The organism is Algoriphagus mannitolivorans DSM 15301, assembly GCF_000429425.1.
Taxonomy (GTDB): Bacteria; Bacteroidota; Bacteroidia; order Cytophagales; family Cyclobacteriaceae; genus Algoriphagus; species Algoriphagus mannitolivorans.
In genome coordinates this window covers 424848-444352 of sequence record NZ_KE386902.1, presented here as the reverse complement: position 1 = coordinate 444352, position 19505 = coordinate 424848, and the positions used below count along the sequence as shown (strand labels likewise).

The window sequence follows — 19505 nt, the reverse complement described above, 5'->3', positions numbered from 1 at the left end:
TAAACAGATTTTCATACAAATGATGAAATTTTGATGTATAGAATTTTTAATTCTGATGAATAGTTGTAGCAGGTGATTTTTTGGGATTAAGAAAAAACGGAAAGATCTTCCAACAAAAAAATAGACCCATGAAAAACGCTTTATCAAAAATTGCAGTTTTGTGCTGCTCTTTAGCCCTAATTTGGGCTTGCGACAATGGATTTGCGGATATACCAGTTAATGACGATCCGCCTAAGATCACTCTAGGTCCAATCACAAGTGGATTGGTGGAAAAGCAAGATTTTAAAGTTCAGGTAACTCTATCTGACGGAAAAGATGAAGGAAGAATAAGTACTCTTTCAAAGTTTTCTTACTCCATCAAAAGAGGTGCGACGGTAATCACTTCCGGTGGTCAGGATCTTTCCGGAGATTTTCAGATTGTTCAAATCGAAGTCAAAGGAGGATTTGATCCAGGAGACTACAACTTAGATCTCAAGGCGACTGATACCAACGGAAATGAAAGCGTTGATAATGTTTCTTTCAAAGTAGCGTCTGCTAAGCCTGCTTTTGACATTTCAGGGGTATGGAAGATGGAGCCTGTAGCTGGAGCCATGAAAGTAGGCCCTGCGCCTGGAAGTTCAGAGTGGTGGCAAAATTCGGCCGGAGATGTAGCGGCAAGAGCTTGTTTCTTCGATGACACCTTCACTTTTGAGACGAATGGATCTTTCAAAATGGATTTGGGTAATTCCACTTGGCTAGAGACTTGGCAAGGTGTGGCAGCCGATGGCTGCGGTGCACCTAAGTCACCATTCGATGGAAAAGGAAGCTACACTTATACCTACACCTCTACTACCTTGACTTTGATCGGCAAGGGAGCACACGTGGGATTAGCTAAGGTGAATAATGCCGGTGAGATCTCCAATGGAGCAGCTATTGCTGATCAAATTGCCTATACCATAGTAGAACAAACCAAGGTAGGTGATACCAGAAAAATGACCCTTAGAATTCAGGCTGGAAATGGAGTTTGGTGGGATTTCAAATTGATTTCCGGCGGAGCATCTCCTGCATCTGCAATTGTTGGCAAATGGAAGATGGAGCCAGTTGAGGGAGCTTTGTCGGTAGGACCTACTGCAGGCAGCCGTGAGTGGTGGTTCAATACTACTGCAGATGTTGCGACCAGAGCATGTTTCTTTGACGACACTTACACATTTGCTGCTGATGGCAAATTCTCCATCGACATGGGCAACCAAACCTGGCTAGAAACTTGGCAAGGCGTAGGAGCTGATGGCTGCGGAACACCAAAAGCACCTCATATCTCTGCAACTAATTTTAATTATGAATACACTGGTTCTACCTTGAAACTTATCGGTCAAGGTGCTCATGTGGGCCTATCCAAGGCTGTCAATGCTGGTGAATTGCCTAATGTAGCAGTTCCAAACGATGTAACTTACCAAGTGGCAAGTTTAACAGAATCCAATGGAATTAAGAAAATGACCCTACAAATTCAGGCTGGATCCGGAGTTTGGTGGACATTTAAGCTTATCTCTGAATAAATTTTTCAATTTGCGTTGGGAGCACGTCTCCCAACGCAATAACCCTGATAATCATGAAACAATGGATTAATCTGATTTTACTTTTTCCAGTCATAGGAATTGCTGCTTGTGTCTCTGAGGATGGAAATAAGCCAAGTACAGGAGGGAATCTTTCTATTACTATCCCTTCCACCGGTTTCACCTCCCCTAAATCCTATCCCGGGATGACCTTAGTTTGGGAGGATGAATTTGAGGGAACTTCTCTGAAATCGGAGTTCTGGTCCCATGAAACCGGAACTGGACAAGACGGATGGGGGAATAATGAACTTCAGTATTATCGACCTGATAACACCTCTTTTAAAGACGGGCACTTGGTCATTACAGCAAAGAAAGAATCATTCGGAGGAAGAGAATATACTTCCTCAAGGATCATCACCAAGGATAAAAGACAATTCCGGTACGGAAGAGTAGATATCAGAGCAGTCCTGCCTAAAGGCCAAGGGATTTGGCCAGCACTTTGGATGCTAGGTTCTAACTTTTCTACCGTCGGATGGCCTGCTTGCGGTGAAATCGACATCATGGAAATGGTGGGTGGAAAAGGAAGAGAAAACACTGTTCACGGAACTGTCCACTGGGAACATGACGGGTCGAGGGCAGAATATGGAGGGAACTATAAGCTATCTTCTGGAACCTTCGCCGATGAATTTCATGTATTTTCCATTGTATGGGATGCGCAATCCATCCGATGGCTAGTGGACAACAAAGAATATCACGTCATCGACACTAGGCCGGCACAATTGGATGAATTTAGAAGAACATTCTTTTTCATCTTCAATGTTGCTGTCGGTGGAAATTGGCCGGGATCTCCGGATGCTACCAGCACCTACCCTCAGCATATGATTGTCGATTATGTCAGAGTATTTCAAACCAATTAAAAAAAGCCCTTCGGGGCTTTTTTTAATTTCCCTCCAACCAAGAACGGATTAAGCTGTTAACTACTTCGGGTTTTTCGATACAGCTACTATGCCCAGCACCAGCAATCCGGTGCAATTCTGCATTTGCGATGCCCATTTGGATAAACTTAGCCTTTTCAGGTTTGGTTGCCACATCTTCATCCCCAACCAAGATCAGTGTGGGGCATTTAATGCTGGCTAATTCTGCTTCCACACCTTTTCGGTAAATCACACCTTCGACCGGCCCTGTGATGGATTTTTTATTCCCCATCAATTGCTTCCTCCAATATTTCACCTGAGGCAAGTTCTTGGGGTCCGATAGCCAGGATTCGGCGAACATGATGGGCATGACCTTGTTTGCCACAGGTAATATGACTCCCATCCATTTGACAATTCCATTGAGCGTCTTGTATTTGGGAAGATTTTCCACAGGTTCAGCGTTCGCCGAAGTTTCCATCAGGATCAGACTTTTGATCAAATCAGGTCTTCTTGCAGCCAGTCTTATGCCCACAAAGCCCCCCATAGACAGCCCAGCAAAGTGTACTTTTCCGAGATTCAAGTTTTCAATCAAAGCGGCTGCATCGGCATAGACCGTTTCCATATCAAAGGGCCCTTTGACTTCGCTTTTTCCTTGTCCTCGATGATCATAGGCAATCACCCGGTGAGTTTTGGAAAGCTCGTCAATCTGGGCAATGAACATTTCATGGCTCCACAATAGGCCATGAGAAAAGACCACAGTCTCCTTCCCCTCCCCTTTTTCTTCATAAAAAAGATTTACACCGTTTGCTTCAATAAAAGGCATTATGATTCATTTAGCTTTGATCATAAGTTAAAAAGAAAATGGGAATGAATCCGTCTTGAACTCATCCCCATTATCTTACGCTATTCCAATAATTACCAATCCAAACCCGGCTGGGTAAGTTTGGCATTTTCTCTGGCTTTGTGCTGATCCACGATAGTCTTCACATCTTCCAGCATTTTTTTAGCATCATAGACGATACCGTCTTTCACAGTGTATTTCACCCCACCAACCCGTACCGGAGTATTGGAATCGTCAATTCGAATGGTTCCCGTACCATACAATACCTTTAGGTTCTGAAGTGGATTTTCCTCCAAAATGACAAAATCAGCCAATTTTCCGACCTCTACGGATCCAATTTCCTTCTCCATACCCAAGGCTTGTGCGCCATACAAGGTGGCACTTCGAATCACTTCCAATGGGTGGAAACCAGCTTCTCTCAACAACTCCAGCTCCCGGATGTAAGCAAACCCATAGAGCTGATAAATAAATCCAGAGTCAGATCCGGCAGTTACCCGGCCTCCACGGTTTTTGTACTCATTGATAAAGGTCATCCAAAGGCGGTAGTTCTCTTTCCACTGTACCTCTTCTTCCGTAGTCCAATCAAACCAATAAGATCCGTGAGACTGTCTGCTGGGCGCATAAAACCTCCAAAGAGACGGCAAAGTGTACACCTCATGCCACTCTTGGGTTCGGGCTCGCATCAAGTCACGATTAGCCTCATAAATATTAAAGGTTGGATCCAAGGTAAAATCAAGCTCCAACAGCTCATTCATGACCTTATTCCAATGCTCGGAATATGGAGGCGCTGCCTGCTTCCAAAGCTTGCCAGCCTCACCGAATCGATGCTGCTCGTTTTGGTAATTGTAATCCAATCTAAAGTCCTGAATGGTTCGGTCTTGGAACAAAGCTTCCGGCAAGCCATACCAGTGCTCCATGGAAGTTAAACCAGCTCTCGCAGAATGCAACACGTTCCAGCGGGCTACATCCATCTGCTGATGGTGCATGGCAGAGCGAAGTCCGATCCGTTTGTTTTCAGAAAGGGCTGCCTGCATGACTTCTGGGTTTGCTCCAAAGAATTTGATTCCATCGGCTCCTTTTGCTTTATTTTCATTGACCCAAGCCTTTGCTTGTTCGGCGGTAGTGATGGGTTTTTCTGCTCCCTGTCCAAATGAGGTGTATGCCAAAATTCTCGGCGCAGTGATTTGATTAGCCAGGGACTTTTTCTTTTGATCCAAAACCCAAGCTAAACCATTTCCAGCAGATGGATCCCGAATAGCGGTCACCCCGTGAGCCATCCATAGCTTGAATACATATTCCGCTGGAGTTCCTTGGCCAGCGCCTCCAATGTGCGCATGCATGTCGATCAAGCCGGGCAATAAAAAGTGACCCTCTAAGTCCAAAACCTTTGTCTTTTCGTCCGCCTTAGGTCTTCTGCCTTCATTGATCGGAAGTCCTGGATAGCCTACAACCTGAATTTGAGCTATCCTGTTTTTCTCCACCACAATATCGACAGGACCAATCGGAGGTGCCCCTGTCCCATCAATCATAGTCACACCCCGAATAATCAGCCTATCGTAAGGACCGTCACCTTCGGCCCGATCTGGTGCGGGCATAATTTGGGAAATTGCCGAAACGGCAAACATCGCCGCGGCAATTAGGGAAAACATAAATTTCTTAAGCATAGCTAGGTGGTTTCTTTGATTGGATAAGATAAGCCAAAATGGGAAATCTAAAAATCGCTTTTGGACGGACGGAAAATGAAAAAGCCCCGGAGTAGTTCCCCGAGGCTTCATTCAAACTAATGTTTGGATTACAGGTCTTTGAATTTCTCCATGATGTCTTCAGAAATTCCCGTGAAGGAGTATCCCCCATCGTGAAATAGATTCTGCATAGTCACCATTCTGGTCAAATCTGAGAACATCGTTACGATGTAGTCCGCACAGGCATCTGCTGAAGCATTTCCCAGCGGAGAAAGGGCTTCTGCAAAATTGAAGAAGGAATCAAAACCTCCGATTCCAGTTCCCGCAGTAGTCTTGGTTGGAGACTGGGAGATCGTATTCACTCTCACTTTTTTCAGCTTTCCGAATCGGTAGCCATATCCTCGGGCGATACTTTCCAACAAAGCTTTCGCATCTGCCATATCCGTGTAGAAAGGATAAACTCGCTGAGCAGCGATGTAAGAAAGTCCCAAAATAGATCCCCACTCATTCATCACGTCCTGCTTCTCTGCTACATGCATCATCTTGTGGAAAGAGATGGCTGACACATCGTAGGACTTCATCGCCCAGTCGTAATTCAAGTCACCGTAAGATCTTCCCTTACGGATATTAGGAGACATACCGATGGAATGAAGCAGGAAGTCAAAGTTTCCGCCCAAAAATTCTTTGGCTTCGGCGTAAAGCTTCTCAATATCCTCCACGACAGTGGCATCCGCTGGAACGACGATGGTGTTACATTCTTGGGCTAGTTCGTTGATAGCTCCCATTCGCATGGCAATTGGAGCGTTGGTCAGTACGAATTTACCTCCCTGTTCTTTGACTTTTAGGGCAGTTTTCCAGGCGATGGAGTTTTCATCCAAGGCTCCGGTGATGATTCCCACTTTTCCTTTAAGCAAATTTTCTGGCATATAGCTATTGGGTTGATTTCAAAATCCGGGTTAAAAATAGGGAAAAATCGGGAGTCTCCGGTCAATTCATCAGGAGCTCTTTGGCACTTTGAACCGCAGAGGCAGAAGGGTTCGAGCCTGCAATCATCTTGGCCAGCTCCTGAACGCGTTCTTCTGAGGAGAGCAATTTGATCTTACTGATGGTTTTTTCGGAAGAATTATCCTTGAAAACAAAATAATGCAACTCACCCTTGGCGGCTACTTGAGGCAAATGAGTAATGCAAATCACCTGATGATTCTCGGCAATTTCCTTCATCATCCTGACCATCTGCAAAGCTACTTCTCCTGAAATCCCAGTATCAATTTCATCGAAAATCAGGGTTGGAAGGGCCATTTTGTCGGCCATGAGGTACTTGATTGCGAAAAGCAAACGGGAGAATTCCCCTCCGGAAGCTACTTTTTTAAGGGGCTGGAGCTGTCCTCCTTTGTTGGCTGAAAAAAGCAATTCCACCTCATCCAGACCATTATGGCTTGGATTGATTTCTTTTCGCTCAAACCTCACCTTCGCATTTTCCATCCCCAGACCTACCAAGAGGCCTTCAATCGCCTGTTCAAAATCTCTGAAGCAAGACTGTCGCTTCTCACTAAGAAGCTTCCCTGCCTCCAGCATTTTGGATTCACTGGCCTGATAAGTCTTTTCCGCTTCAGCCAAGCTTTCATCCAAATTTTGAAACTGAAAAACCTTGTCCGCCAGCTGACTCTCGATTTCCATCAATTCCTCCACGGAATTTACACCGTGTTTTTTCTGAAGCTGATAGATCTTGCTTAGCCGATCACGAATCTGATCGAGCTTTTCGAAGTCCACCTCCACCTTACTTTCCTCATCCCCCAAAGTGTCTTCCAGATCCTTCAATTCAATGAGGACTGACTGAAAGCGCTCCCGAAGTGTTGAAAATTTATGGGCAAGTCTTTCCAGGCTTAGCATTCCTTGCTGAACTTGACCAGCGCTTTGGATCAAGCCAAACTGCTCGTCCTGAAACAGGCCAAGCATTTCGTTGATTTTGAGTTTGATCTCTTCAGCATTTTCCAGGATTTCCTGATCTGATTCCAGTTCACTTTGTTCTCCGGCCACCAAAGAAAGGGCACTCAATTCATCCAGCTGAAACTGGTTAAAATCAGCTTCTTTTTGCAAATCAATGGCCTTTTGTTTCAGCTCTTCAAAAAGCTTTTTGGCTTTCTTGTATTCCTTGAAGGCAGATTGATAAGTCAGCAAATACGTTTCGGTCTGAGAAAACGCATCTACCAAACTCAATTGGTAAGCACCTTCTCCTAGCTGCAAAGTATCATGTTGGGAATGAACATCCATCAGTCTGGCTCCGAGGCTTTTCAGGGCATCCAGCAAAACCGGCGTATCGTTAACGAATGATCGGGACTTTCCTCCAGGGCTTATTTCCCTTCGGATAATGCAGCTTTCTTCATAATCCAGCTCATTTTCTTCAAAAAAATGCTGCAAGCCATACTCTTTGATATCGAAGACTCCTTCGACCACACATTTTTTATCCTCATGAAGCAGGACTTTGGTGTCTGATCTATTTCCCAAGAGTAATCCAACAGCTCCGAGCATGATAGATTTTCCCGCACCTGTCTCACCGGTGATCATGCTCAGGCCTGGTGAAGGCTGCATCATCAGTTGGTCGATCAGGGCGTAATTGGATATGCTGAGAGTTTTGAGCATGGGTGAAAAAACTTAGCGCAAAGCTAAAAAATCAAGGCAAGCTTTTCAGCAGGTCATTGTACTTTTTGGCATTATTTGGATCTACTTCCAAAAGGATCTTTACTGCTTCATCCTTGATTTCAAAGGGAGCATTTTTTAGAATCTGGCTTATCTCTTCACTTTTTGCATCCATAAAGGAAATGGTGAAAATCCCGTTTGGCTGAAGCTTGTTTGCCTCGCCTACAAGTCGAATCGCTTCCAGAATATTCTTGTAGGCCGTCTCTGGATCGGACTGAATCAAATCCATGCCCTGGCGATGGTAGAGGTAATAGGCGTCTCGAATGGGGGCGTAAATCGGAGAAATAAAGATATCATTGATAAGCCAGTACCTGCTCCTGCGATCATTTGGGTTTTGCACCCAGCCGGGTCTACCTGATTGCTGAGCATTGTTGACGATATCATTCGCCACTTCGAAATAGGGATTGCCTCCTCTGCTCGAAAAGGTATCGTAGTCTATCCCCAGTGCGATGTTGGCATAAAAAGCCAGCAGGGAACTGATATTGTTCAAGAATGAAACCCGATTGAATTCCAAGGGCTGGGACTCCAGGTATTCAAAAGTCCAATTTCGGTCGGCAAAATTAAAAACCAGAGATTCATAATTGGTTCCATAAACCGGACGCACCACCTGAATTTGAACTGTGGCATTATATACTCCAATTTGAGGAACATCATTGATGGTGATCAGCAGGTTGCCTTTGATTCTTTCTTCCGGTCGAAACTCATCGTCTGTCCAGGACCTTCCATTGAGGAATTGCTGGAAGTTGTTTTTCATCTGGTTGAAAATGTCGGTGTTTTGAAACCGCGACCGATCACTATTGATGATTACAGAAAAGTTGAGCTCCTGAGCCTGAAGAGTGGCAAAGTTGAGCAGAAAGAAAAGCAAAAGTCCTATTCGCCTCATAGGCTTAAACATAGCAAAAATCCCTCGATCAAACCCAAACAGGAAGCTTTTTTACTTCATTGAGAATCATTTTGGCAATGGCAGATTTTGGCAAAAGCTCGGATTGAACCACAGGGCCTGTTTTGGAAAAAATCTTCACCTTGTTGGTATCATGCTGAAATCCTGCACCCTCCTCCTTGGTTGAATTCAAGACCACTAGGTCAAAGTTCTTCTTTTGCATTTTTGCCTTTGCATTCGCTTCTTCATTTTCGGTTTCCAAAGCGAATCCCACATGAATTTGATTTGGTTTTTTATTTTTCCCCAATTCAAAGGCGATATCGACATTCTTTACCAAATCCAGAGAAAGCGTAGGATCCGACTTTTTGATTTTCTCAGGGGCCACCGTTGCAGGAGCATAATCTGCTACTGCCGCTGTGAATACACAAATATCCATCAGAGCATGTAGTTTGGAGGAAGCCTCATACATTTCCTGAGCTGATCGGATGGGATAGAGATGAAAACCTTCCTTTTCCAAAGGAATACTCACAGGACCTGATACTACATGCACTTCAGCTCCTTTGGATTGGAAAGCTTTTGCTATCGCCAGCCCCATTTTCCCACTGGAATGATTGCTGATAAAACGAACAGGATCCAAAGCCTCCTGCGTTGGTCCAAGAGTCACCAGCACCTTTTTACCTGAGAATTCCTTGGATGTTGAAAAAAAACGCTCCACATGGTGAAGGATATGCTCCGGCTCCATCATCCGGCCCTGACCGGAAAGTCCACTAGCTAATTCTCCCGATTCTGCATCCAGGATCAGATTTCCGAAAGAAGTTAATTTTTCAAGATTTGTCCGAACGGAAGGATGCTGATACATGTCCAGGTCCATCGCAGGAGCCATCATTACAGGACATCTGGCAGAGAGATAGGTCGCAGACAGTAAATTGTCACACAACCCATTTGCAAACTTCCCAATGGTGTTTGCACTGGCGGGAGCAATAATAAAAAGATCAGCCCAAAGGCCCAGCTCCACATGATTGGTCCATTCCCCGGTCTTCTTATCCGAAAATTCCGAGTAAACCGGCCTTTTGGATAAAGTGGAAAGAGTCAAAGGGGTAATAAAATCAAGAGCAGAAGCGCTCATGATGATTTGCACTTCTGCTCCAGACTTGACAAGAAGGCGGGTTAAAAAGGCAGACTTATAAGCAGCGATACTGCCTGTCACCCCTAAGAGAATCCGCTTTCCTTTAAGATTCATGAGAATTACTCTCCTGATTCTTGCACAGGGAATCTGTGGTAAACTTTACCTTCCATAAACTCTTCCATGGCAAGCGTAGAAGGCTTAGGCATTCTTTCATAAAACTTGGAGATTTCAATCTGCTCCTTGTTTTCGAAGACTTCTTCCAAATTGTCTACTGTAGAGGCAAATTCAGAAAGTTTATTGTTCAATTCTTCCTTCAGATTTGTGGAAATCTGCTTGGCGCGCTGTCCTACGATGTGAATGGACTCATAAATGTTGCCTGTCTTTTCAGCAACTTTGTCCAGGTCACGGGTAATGATGGATGGATTGATAGCCATATTATTTGATTTAATTGATTCTGATTGAATTATTTATTTGCAGATTCATCTGCCTCTTGAGCAGCAGCCTTTTGAGCAGCCAAACGCTCATTGTATTCTTTTTTCAACTTCATATGCTCCTCATACTCCTTTCGGGTCTGAGACTCAATTTTCTTGACATTTGAAGCAAATCCGCTGTCCGGATATCTTCTGTAGAAATTGGTTGCAAACTTCAGCGCATCGTTAAGTCTTTCTTCTTTTTTGTCGAAAGCACTGTTTTTGGCATATCCGAAACCTACTTCCACCAGTTTGAAGGCCAATTCCTCATTGTATTTGCTTTCAGGGTAATCCTTCGCAAAATTTTGGAAGTTGATGATACAAGCTCGGTAGAAATCTCCGGGGAATAGACCGTCTTTCAAACGGTAGTACATCTGAGATTCGCTATAGGCTTTGAGTTCGAATCTTTGCTCCAAGTCCTGAAGCATATCCATCGCACGTTCATAGCTGGCAGATCCTGGGAATCTTGTTACAAATTGCTGAATAGCCGCTACCGCCTCTCTGCTACTTTGCTGATCCAGGTTGTAATCTGGGGCATCCAGATACAGAGAATAGGCATGCATGAAAAGTGCTTCTTCTGCTAGAGGACTTCGGTTATACGTACGATAGAAGGTATTAAAATATCCTGCTGCCTCGATGTATCTCCTGGTCTTGAAATGACAATTCGCATAATTATACTCAGCCATTTCAGCCTTCTCCGATCCTTTGATAACAGGTAAAACCTTGTCGTATAGAATGATGGCCTTATTGTACTCACCTTCTTGGTAATAGCGGTTGGCGCCGTTGTATAATTCCTCCCAGTTGGTGCTTTTTTCCAGCTTGTTGAAAGGACCGCAAGCGGCTGCTAGGACAAGAAAGAGGATGAAAAGGAGAGATTTGTACTGCATAATCATTTACAAGACCGCAAATATACGGGAAAATTGTTGGGAGTCAAGGAACTGGACAAGACGCTGTCGAGGATCACTTCTTCACTTGAAGTTTCTTGGTTACTACGTTTTTATTGTCCACAAATAGGGTGTAGAAATATACCCCGGGCTGAAAATCAGTAACATTGATGACCAGAGATGATCTGCTTGGATCAAGCTCGTACTCTGCAATTGGGTTACCGATAAAGCTATTGATGGTGATTTTGGCCTTTGATTTCGGATCAAGGATTTCATAATCCAACTGAGCAATTCTGCTACTTGGATTAGGATAAATTTCACTGATTGAGATGCTCTTGTGATAGAATTCATCTTTGGAGGAAGACTTTACATCGTATTTGGCTTCAACGACAAAGCTGTCTCTCATATTCTCCACATTCACAAATAATAAGTCAAAACTGCCTCTAGTCTCGGTTATACCCATTTCGAACTCCAAATAGAAATCAGTGAATATCTCACCTGGAGCCAGTTTTAGCTGAATTTTTGACAAGTCTCTTTTGGGATCGAAGCATTGATCGCCCAAACAAATCTTCACTTTTTGAGAGGATCCAATTCCTCCTCGCAAGTTTTTGAGAAAGTAAGTCTTGGTCTGAATGGATTCGTTTTGCAAGAGGATGGTTTTGCGATGAACGCTTCCGATGTCCCCTCTGAAATCCACCGCCTCACTCAATACCCGAACCTCCTGCGCCAGAGAAGTCAAGGGCAGTGCCAAAAGGATTGACATAAAAAATTTGAGTAAGAACTTCATGTAAATTTTTATTCGATAAGCGGCTAATGGATTGATTCAGACACTTTAATATACGCACAAAAATATCTTTTTGGTTACGGATACAATAAATTTCCGGGTTAATTGTTGTTAACCTTTTGAGAGAACAAAAAAGAATCTGAATTCCCAAAATGCCTTAACTATTTGTTCTGCAGTTTTGGTTTGACTAAACCCGTTTTTTTGAGTTGATCCTGAATTTGCTTGTCTGAAGGCATTTCCAACTGAACATCAGGCACATTGAAATAATTTTTCAGCCCAAGATCAATTTCTTCGACTTTCCGCCAAGAATCTATCAATGCCTTGTCTGGCTTTTCCTCAATTCTCCAGGCAAAGCCCTCCAATCTGGAGGTTTTGTCATCAATATCCTGCACGGGTGTAAACCTGCCATCGGGCCTTACTGCAAAATTTGCCTTTTGAACTAATCCGTCTTTGAAAGTCATTCGGATACTTGCGCTGAGAATCTTGTTTACGCCCTGAGTCAGCGTATCCGCCTCCAAAGCATAGTACAGGGATTCCCCATTCCCATCCACCTGCAAAGTCTGAATCTGACCTTCCCGGAAATAGCCGGTCATTTGCCTCCCTTTCATTTGATTGAAATTGGTCAAGGTGTCTGTCATGATTGCAAAAGCTTTTTCTTTCATGAAGACTCTGTCCAATTGCTCATTGGCGATAAAGAAAATCATGCTATCTGCTTTGATTTGGCTTTTGTCATTCCAAAGCACCGGATCATTAAAAAGATGGATGGAAGAGTCTGAATAATTGTAAAACAAAGAATCTGCTATTCCGGCCAAATCTGTTTTGTAGAGCTTCACCTTGTTGAAAGCCTGCAGATATTTGGCTGAATCTGCCTCGCTATCCCTGGAAACCAAAGTGTCTGCAGTCATGTATAGCGTATCTTTCTCAAAGTATCTTCTCACCAAGCTATTTCCATAAACGAGGCTGTATTTCTTATTTTCCCAATACTTTCCTTCATCACCGAATACCTCCACTTGCCGTTCTTTATTCAGCACCCTCACATCGGTCTTCCCTTCGTAATACCCGGAGTCTTCCTCATAATAGAGCTCCATCGCCTTCACACGGCTAGTTTCATTTTCCACTATCCCGTCAAAAAACCGGAAATGCTTCTTTTGAGTGTCATAGAAACTCCCCTTCTGGGCATCCAAAGTATATCCTTCCTTTGACACGATATTGGTAAGCCCTACTGTTTCTGCCGTTTTGGGAATCGTGTAATACTCCAGATTTTCAGTCTTTAAGGTGTAATCGGGATTGACCAAGACGACATTTTTTGCGAAAGTCACTTTCTCCCGATTCAACTCATACACCCCTTCCACGCTAGTCAAGACATTGACTGAATCGACCACCTTTCCTTTGTTGAAATAGGTCGCCACGTTCAGTTCCCGGTTATAGTCCAAGTAATCGGTCGTCAGTGTGGTCTTTTGGTTGGTAAACACCACCTTGTTCCGGAGTTTGGCAATTTTGGTATTCCCATCATACTCCGCATATCTGCCAGTGGTGACTACCGGATCTTTGATATCAGTGATCCTTACATTCCCAAAAAGCTTTGCTTTATTTTCCCCTCTGAAAAAGTGCGCAGAATCACAGGAAATCAAAGAGTTTTGGTGTTTCATCTTCACATTCCCCAAAAGTCGTTCGAATCCATTCGCTCCCAGCAAAAGATCCGCCTGATTGATTTCAAGCGTTGAACCTCCCTGCCCCAATACTTTGCCTGAGAAACTCAGGACAAGAAGTCCAAAAAAGAAGAGTTTTAGGGTTTTCCGGAAAATCATAGGCTTTTGATTCGGGCTCAAAATTAGAAGAAAGGACGGGAAAGTGAGGCCTTGAAATTGGATTTAAGTACACAGACTTCTCTGTCTCTGCAAATTCAATGCTTGGGATACGGAGAAAAAAGTATTTTTGATCCATGCTTACACAATTTTTAACGCACTGCTCCTCCCTTTTGGATTGCTCTGGAAAGAGTAAATACCTTTTGGCTTTTAGCGGAGGGATGGATAGTGTTTGCCTGGGGGATTTACTCCTTAAAGCTTCTATCCCCTTTGAAGTAGCTCATGTCAATTTTGGCTTGAGAGGGAAAGAAAGTGAAGGAGATCAGGCTTTTGCGGAAGATTGGACCAAGGACCATGGATTGATCCTTCATTGTAATTTGGCCAATGCCAAAGATTTGGCGGAGGAAAAAGGGATTTCCATTCAAATGGCGGCCCGCGACATTCGCTATACCTTTTTTGAGAAAATCAGAGCCCAAAGAGATCTTCAGGGAATCCTACTAGCTCACCATGAGGACGACCAAATTGAAACTATTTTACTCAACCTGCTCCGAGGAACCGGAATCGAAGGCCTCTATGGAATGGCTGACAAAAAGGGATGGCTAATTCGGCCTCTATTATCCTTTAGCAGAGCAAATATCGAATCCTATATCAAAGAAAATTCACTCTCCTGGCGGGAAGACAGTTCCAATCAAAAGACGGATTACAAACGGAACAAACTCCGGCATTTGGTTCTCCCAAGCCTGCTTGGAGTAGAACCTGATTCCAGAAAAAATCTGTTGTCCAGTTTTTCTAGGCTTAAGGATACGGGGAAAGCTTTTCAAGCTCTTTTCGAAAACTGGAAATCCCAGCACCTCCAGCTGGAGCAGGAGTACCAATTTCTTCCATATTCCTCCTTTCTAAATCAACCCGGCTCTGCCAGTTTGCTTTACTTTTGGCTGAGAGGATATGGCTTTAATTCCGAACAAGCTCAACAAATTCAGGAATCCAGTCAGGAATCAGCGGTGGGAAAAATATTCATCAGCCCAAGTTATCAGGCCAACCTGGACCGGGAAGGAATCTTTCTCTCAGAGCTTAAGCCTGAATTTGAACCCCTGAAAATAGATCGCCAAGATCAGCTACTCATTTTGCCTGAAGGAGAATACCGAATCCTGACCTCAGAAAAGGAAGTTTCATTGGACAAAAATCCCGAGAATGCCCAAATGGATGCAGATTTGCTGCAATTCCCTTTGGAAATCCGCACTTGGGAGGAAGGAGACAAATTCAATCCTTTGGGAATGAACAGCAGTAAAAAAGTGTCCGACTTTTTGATTGATGCCAAAATCCCGCTTTTTCAGAAGCAAAGCGTAAAAGTCCTCGTTTCAGGCTCTGAAATTGCTTGGATTATTGGGTTTAGAATCGCAGATTGGGCCAAAAGAACAGCTGCTACGCAAAGGGTAATCTATTTTAAAAAAACCTAGATCATGCGGAATCCATTTTCCAAGACCTACGAACCCGAGGATCTTCGGATGTTTGATTTTCTTCAAGAAATCAAATTCTTCGAAAGACTCCGACAAAAAGAAATGGCTAGGTTTCTTCCCGCCATGCATCACCGGAAATATGTCCGGGATGAGGTGGTATTTTTCAGCAAAGACCCCAGTCAGGCGCTTTACCTGATCAAAAAAGGGGTAATCAATCTGACCATCGACATCAAGGATAACTTTGAAACTATCATGGAGCTATCCAAAGGTGAGGCCTTTGGAGAGAACTCCCTGCTGGAAAACACCAAAAGAACTTACACGGCGCTGGTCGTGTCAGAGGAAGCGGAGTTGATCGTCATCCCTCATTTTGCCATTCAGGAAATCTTCGACAGCAATCCTAAAATCAAGGCAAAAATGATGACTTCTCTGGCTGAATATTACAATGCCAACAATCAAAGGCTCTTCAGATCGTATCGGGAATCCTTTGGCTTTTTCAGCCTTCGGCAGATGTTTGAGTAATCTCCTCATCTTCTACCCTTTTCATTTGTCAAAAATCCCCTGTCCCGGCCAAAGTATTCTGATTCTGGCTTCAATTCCTAGTGCTTGCTTACTATCTTAGCGCCGCTTTTTAAGGCATTCAAACATCAAAAACCATAAATATCATGAGCAAAGTAACCGTAGTAGGTGCAGGTAACGTAGGAGCCACCTGTGCCGACGTTTTAGCTTATCGCGAAGTAGCCGAAGAAATTGTTTTGGTCGATATCAAAGAAGGTATCGCTGAAGGTAAAGCTTTGGATATCTGGCAAAAAGCCCCAATCAACCAATACGATAGCCGCACGGTCGGAAGCACCAATGATTACAGCAAAACTGCCAACTCCGATGTAGTGGTAATCACTTCAGGTCTTCCAAGAAAGCCTGGCATGACCCGTGACGACTTGATCGAGACCAACGCCGGTATCGTGAAGTCTGTGACTGAAAATGTGATCAAATATTCTCCAAACGCCATCATCATTGTGGTTTCCAACCCATTGGACGTGATGACTTACCAAGCTCATTTGACTTCTGGTCTTCCAAGAACCAAAGTAATGGGTATGGCTGGTATCCTGGACACTGCACGTTACAGAGCATTTTTGGCTGAAGAGTTGAATGTATCCGGAAAAGAAATCCAGGCGATCCTAATGGGTGGTCACGGAGATACTATGGTGCCACTTCCTCGTTATACTACAGTAGCTGGTATTCCTGTTACTGAATTGGTAGCAAAAGATAAGCTTGACGCTATCATCGAAAGAACCAAGTTTGGCGGTGGTGAATTGGTAAAACTTATGGGTACTTCAGCATGGTATGCACCTGGATCAGCTGCTGCTCAAATGGTAGAAGCTATCCTGAAGAATCAAAGAAGAGTATTCCCTGTTTGTATCAAACTAGACGGAGAATACGGAATCGATGATTGCTACTTGGGCGTACCTGTAATCTTGGGCAAAAACGGTATCGAGAAAGTTATTGAACTTGACCTGAATGCTGAAGAAAAAGCATTATTGGAAACTTCCCGCGGTCACGTGAAGGAAGTAATGGACGTATTGGACAAGTTGGGCAAATAAGCTTCCACTTATCCAAAAATTTGACCCAAGGATTGCCCATCACTAGGCAATTCTTGGGTCTTTTTCGTATTATCACAATCTATTCACCCATTTAATTACCTAGTGAAAATCTGGAAAAGTCTATTGGTTTTAGTAGTAGTCCTGGCAGGGGCCTGGGGAGGATATACCCTTTACCAAAAGTATTTTTCCGGAAATAAAATCGACAATTTATCCCTGATCTCGGCAGAGGCAGCCTTCACCTTTGAGACTGCCCAAGCTGACCAGACCTGGAATGAGTTAATCCAGCAACCTGTCTGGGAAATCCTATCCCAACTCCCGGCTTTCGAGAATTTTTCCACCAATCTCGTAACGCTGGACAGCCTCACCGGAAAATCAGGTTTCGTCACCAAAATCCTACGAAACAATAAAATTACCCTAAGCTACCATGCCACTGGAGTGGAGAGTTTTGAGCTTTTGTTTACCCTCGATTTAGGCAACAAGAATCCTTTGGACCTTATTGAGGAGGTCAAAAGTTCTATCCCTCAGAAATCGAGATTTCAATCCAGAGCCTACAGCGATCAGGAGATTTGGGAATACTTTGATCCTGAAAACAACCGGAAATGGACCATTACCTATTTGAATAATATCCTGCTCATCTCTCCATCCTCTTTTTTGGTGGAAGATGCTATCCGGCTGTACCTCAGCGACAATCCTAAATCCATCGCAGCCTTGTTGGGCGACTCAAATCCGAATCCAGATGGATTAGGGAGGTTAATTCTGACTTCAAAAGGTCTTTCCAAACTCCTTTGGGGGATGGGTACCAAAAAAGAAACTCCTATGATTCAGGAGATGGCGACCCACCAGCAAGTCGCCCTGATGAATCTGTACTTCGAGGAAAACATGCTGGTATTTAGAGGCTCTGGAATTTTGGATCAAAAAGTAAGCCTTCTTCCTTCGGTCAGGGCCAATTTCCCTGCTTTTGAAAAATTGATTTCCAACCGGACCCTTTCTCTCACTCAGATAAATGTTGACGGGATTTTTGAGTCCCAGAAACTTGAAAACCGGGCCTTCACTCCCAAGTCAACGGTCAGTGGAGAGATTCAAGCCCGACTTTTAGACCGGGGATTCCTGGACAATTTCACCGGAGAGCAGTATTTCCTAGAGCTAGAGTCCATGGGAAATCAGGAAAACAACCTTGCACTTTACACCCGTGCGACCAACCCGGAGCAGATTTGGGCTTATCTCAGCGAATACATCAACGATACCGAGGGGCATTCCAAGGATTTTTACCGAGATCAGGAAGTCCTGTTTTTCCCAGAGGAAGAATTCCCTGCTCATATTTTCAACGGAAAATTTCCGGGATTCCCGCAGACCCATATCGCCTTGATCGGAGAAATTTTGGTCATGACCAATTCGGCTTCCGGAATGAAGATGATCCTAGATGACATCCAGTCCGGGAACACCTGGAATAGATCTTCCGCCGCAGACTCCAAATCCATTAACCCGTCCTCAGGCTACAGTAAAACCTATTTTATCCCGGATATTTGGAGTAAGTGGACCAAAAATGCGAATCCCTCATGGAGCTCCTTTCTTCAGAAATACAGCGCTGTTTTTAAATCTTTTCCCTACCTGACTTTTCGAATCAATGAAGTCGGAGGAAAAAAAGAAACCAGCCTTTTGATTCCATTCGAGGCAGGTCGAGCCGCAGACACGAAAGGCCCACCATCCTTTGTCCTCAGCCCTAATCAGAAAGTGGCATTTGCATCAAGACTGGTCTATGGCCCAAAGGCTGTCCTGAATTTCAACGACAATACTGAAGATCTGCTGATTCAAGATGAGAACCACATGTTACATCTGACCAGCTCTGATGGAGAAACAGTTTATTCAGTACCGCTTTCTGGTCCCGTGATCTCGGATGCCTTCCAGATTGATTTTTACAAAAACGGAAAAATTCAACTCCTCTTCGCCACCTCCGAGAAAATCTACGGAATCGACCGACTGGGAAATTCTCTTCCCGGTTACCCTTTGAGTGTAGGAAATGAATCTATCACCCACCTCAATCTGGTGGACTATGACAACACCAAGGATTATCGATACTTCGTTTCTACCAAGGCTGGAAACCTCTGGCTTATTGACAAAACAGGTCAAAAACTGGAGGGCTGGAATCCTCTCAAACTCGGGGAAACCTTAGTCCAAGCTCCTGCTCACATTCGTGTTGTGGCAAAAGGTGATTACATGGTCGCTCAGGGAAAATCAGGCAATTACCACCTTTTCAACCGGAGAGGAGAAAAACAACCCGGAGGCCCCATTGCGTTTGGAAAAGAAATTGGCACTCCACTATTGGTATCTTCTGAAGGAAAAAACAAAGGCCAATCCATCCATGGAATTACCCAAACAGGAGAGCTGATCAGTGCCAGCTTCAGTGGAGAAATAACCTACCGAAATCAACTGGTCAAAGAAAACCGGGATGACCGATTTGAGTTGATCTCCGACCAATCCGGACTGACTTACCTGATTCTTATCCATCAGTTCAACAAGACCTCAATTTTGGATTCCGAGGAAAAAATTCTTTTCCAAATACCGCAATCCGGGGAAGATTTGGAGTTTAATTTTTATGATTTTGGAGCAAACCGCAAGATCCTGGCCGTGACAGATCCTGTTCAGGGATTCGGGTATTTGTATGATCTGAAGGGCGTCTTACTCACTGAAACTCCACTAGAAAGTACCGGAAAAATTCAAATCACTCACCGTCCTTCCACAAGTCAATACCGAATCCGGACTATTTCCGGCAAGCAGCTATTCGAGTATTTAATGCCGGATTAATCCCATTCTTTTTGGGTCCCAAAAGGGATTAAGTAA

16 protein-coding genes are annotated in these 19505 nt (G+C 44.0%); 6 read left to right on the top strand and 10 right to left on the bottom strand.

The features are described from left to right. The first annotated feature begins 128 nt into the window (after positions 1-128). Positions 129-1532: a hypothetical protein gene (locus G458_RS0119025; RefSeq protein ID WP_026953314.1), complete on the top strand. Its 1404-nt coding sequence runs from the start codon at positions 129-131 to the stop codon at positions 1530-1532. A gap of 53 nt (positions 1533-1585) precedes the next feature. Continuing rightward, complete coding sequence (locus tag G458_RS21195) at positions 1586-2446, top strand: glycoside hydrolase family 16 protein (RefSeq protein WP_084438902.1); 861 nt, start codon at positions 1586-1588, stop codon at positions 2444-2446. A 22-nt stretch (positions 2447-2468) separates the two neighbouring features. Here G458_RS21195 and G458_RS0119015 read toward each other — a convergent pair whose 3' ends face one another. The 10 genes from G458_RS0119015 to G458_RS21185 form a co-directional block, all read right to left on the bottom strand. Beyond that, a complete protein-coding gene (locus G458_RS0119015; protein WP_026953313.1) occupies positions 2469-3266 on the bottom strand; it encodes an alpha/beta fold hydrolase in 798 nt (265 codons plus the stop codon). A gap of 92 nt (positions 3267-3358) precedes the next feature. Continuing rightward, on the bottom strand, positions 3359-4948 hold the full coding sequence (locus tag G458_RS0119010; RefSeq protein WP_051287461.1) for an amidohydrolase family protein: 1590 nt from the start codon (positions 4946-4948) through the stop codon (positions 3359-3361). Between the two features lie 128 nt (positions 4949-5076). Continuing rightward, positions 5077-5892 carry an enoyl-ACP reductase FabI gene (locus G458_RS0119005; RefSeq protein WP_026953311.1) on the bottom strand — a complete coding sequence of 272 codons (816 nt, stop codon included), beginning with the start codon at positions 5890-5892 and terminating at the stop codon, positions 5077-5079. 61 nt (positions 5893-5953) lie between these two features. Continuing rightward, a complete protein-coding gene (gene recN, locus G458_RS0119000) occupies positions 5954-7606 on the bottom strand; it encodes a DNA repair protein RecN (RefSeq protein WP_026953310.1) in 1653 nt (550 codons plus the stop codon). A 31-nt stretch (positions 7607-7637) separates the two neighbouring features. Further along, positions 7638-8546 carry a type IX secretion system protein PorD gene (gene porD / locus G458_RS0118995; RefSeq protein ID WP_035468484.1) on the bottom strand — a complete coding sequence of 303 codons (909 nt, stop codon included), beginning with the start codon at positions 8544-8546 and terminating at the stop codon, positions 7638-7640. Positions 8547-8574: 28 nt separating this feature from the next. Further along, positions 8575-9783: a bifunctional phosphopantothenoylcysteine decarboxylase/phosphopantothenate--cysteine ligase CoaBC gene (gene coaBC / locus G458_RS0118990; protein WP_026953308.1), complete on the bottom strand. Its 1209-nt coding sequence runs from the start codon at positions 9781-9783 to the stop codon at positions 8575-8577. A 5-nt stretch (positions 9784-9788) separates the two neighbouring features. Then, the gene (locus G458_RS0118985; protein WP_026953307.1) at positions 9789-10103 is read right to left on the bottom strand and encodes a DNA-directed RNA polymerase subunit omega; all 315 of its coding nucleotides are present in this window, start codon (positions 10101-10103) and stop codon (positions 9789-9791) included. Positions 10104-10132: 29 nt separating this feature from the next. Further along, a complete protein-coding gene (locus tag G458_RS21190) occupies positions 10133-11032 on the bottom strand; it encodes an outer membrane protein assembly factor BamD (RefSeq protein WP_051287449.1) in 900 nt (299 codons plus the stop codon). A gap of 67 nt (positions 11033-11099) precedes the next feature. Next, on the bottom strand, positions 11100-11786 hold the full coding sequence (locus G458_RS0118975) for a T9SS type A sorting domain-containing protein (RefSeq protein WP_157359864.1): 687 nt from the start codon (positions 11784-11786) through the stop codon (positions 11100-11102). A 182-nt stretch (positions 11787-11968) separates the two neighbouring features. Further along, positions 11969-13615: an OstA-like protein gene (locus tag G458_RS21185; protein ID WP_035468482.1), complete on the bottom strand. Its 1647-nt coding sequence runs from the start codon at positions 13613-13615 to the stop codon at positions 11969-11971. A gap of 134 nt (positions 13616-13749) precedes the next feature. On the opposite strand from G458_RS21185, the gene tilS reads away from it, so the two are divergent. The 4 genes from tilS (at position 13750) to G458_RS0118950 (ending at position 19469) form a co-directional block, all read left to right on the top strand. Then, positions 13750-15069, top strand: coding sequence for a tRNA lysidine(34) synthetase TilS (gene tilS / locus G458_RS0118965; protein WP_026953305.1), 1320 nt, complete (start codon positions 13750-13752; stop codon positions 15067-15069). A gap of 3 nt (positions 15070-15072) precedes the next feature. Continuing rightward, entirely contained in the window at positions 15073-15588 is a 516-nt protein-coding gene (locus G458_RS0118960) for a Crp/Fnr family transcriptional regulator (protein WP_026953304.1), read from the top strand. 143 nt (positions 15589-15731) lie between these two features. Continuing rightward, positions 15732-16667: a malate dehydrogenase gene (mdh, locus tag G458_RS0118955; protein WP_026953303.1), complete on the top strand. Its 936-nt coding sequence runs from the start codon at positions 15732-15734 to the stop codon at positions 16665-16667. Positions 16668-16769: 102 nt separating this feature from the next. Beyond that, positions 16770-19469: a hypothetical protein gene (locus G458_RS0118950; RefSeq protein WP_157359862.1), complete on the top strand. Its 2700-nt coding sequence runs from the start codon at positions 16770-16772 to the stop codon at positions 19467-19469. The last annotated feature ends 36 nt before the right edge of the window (positions 19470-19505 follow it).

Excerpts from the sequence above, each read along its gene's own strand:
- G458_RS0119015 (WP_026953313.1), bottom strand. The coding sequence starts at position 3,266 with ATGCCTTTTATTGAAGCAAACGGTGTAAATCTTTTTTATGAAGAAAAA.
- porD (WP_035468484.1), bottom strand. The coding sequence starts at position 8,546 with ATGAGGCGAATAGGACTTTTGCTTTTCTTTCTGCTCAACTTTGCCACT.
- G458_RS21190 (WP_051287449.1), bottom strand. The coding sequence starts at position 11,032 with ATGATTATGCAGTACAAATCTCTCCTTTTCATCCTCTTTCTTGTCCTA.
- G458_RS0118975 (WP_157359864.1), bottom strand. The coding sequence starts at position 11,786 with ATGTCAATCCTTTTGGCACTGCCCTTGACTTCTCTGGCGCAGGAGGTT.
- G458_RS0119025 (WP_026953314.1), top strand. The coding sequence starts at position 129 with ATGAAAAACGCTTTATCAAAAATTGCAGTTTTGTGCTGCTCTTTAGCC.
- G458_RS0119005 (WP_026953311.1), bottom strand. The coding sequence starts at position 5,892 with ATGCCAGAAAATTTGCTTAAAGGAAAAGTGGGAATCATCACCGGAGCC.
- recN (WP_026953310.1), bottom strand. The coding sequence starts at position 7,606 with ATGCTCAAAACTCTCAGCATATCCAATTACGCCCTGATCGACCAACTG.
- mdh (WP_026953303.1), top strand. The coding sequence starts at position 15,732 with ATGAGCAAAGTAACCGTAGTAGGTGCAGGTAACGTAGGAGCCACCTGT.
- G458_RS21195 (WP_084438902.1), top strand. The coding sequence starts at position 1,586 with ATGAAACAATGGATTAATCTGATTTTACTTTTTCCAGTCATAGGAATT.
- G458_RS0118985 (WP_026953307.1), bottom strand. The coding sequence starts at position 10,103 with ATGGCTATCAATCCATCCATCATTACCCGTGACCTGGACAAAGTTGCT.
- G458_RS0119010 (WP_051287461.1), bottom strand. The coding sequence starts at position 4,948 with ATGCTTAAGAAATTTATGTTTTCCCTAATTGCCGCGGCGATGTTTGCC.
- G458_RS21185 (WP_035468482.1), bottom strand. The coding sequence starts at position 13,615 with ATGATTTTCCGGAAAACCCTAAAACTCTTCTTTTTTGGACTTCTTGTC.
- coaBC (WP_026953308.1), bottom strand. The coding sequence starts at position 9,783 with ATGAATCTTAAAGGAAAGCGGATTCTCTTAGGGGTGACAGGCAGTATC.
- G458_RS0118960 (WP_026953304.1), top strand. The coding sequence starts at position 15,073 with ATGCGGAATCCATTTTCCAAGACCTACGAACCCGAGGATCTTCGGATG.
- tilS (WP_026953305.1), top strand. The coding sequence starts at position 13,750 with ATGCTTACACAATTTTTAACGCACTGCTCCTCCCTTTTGGATTGCTCT.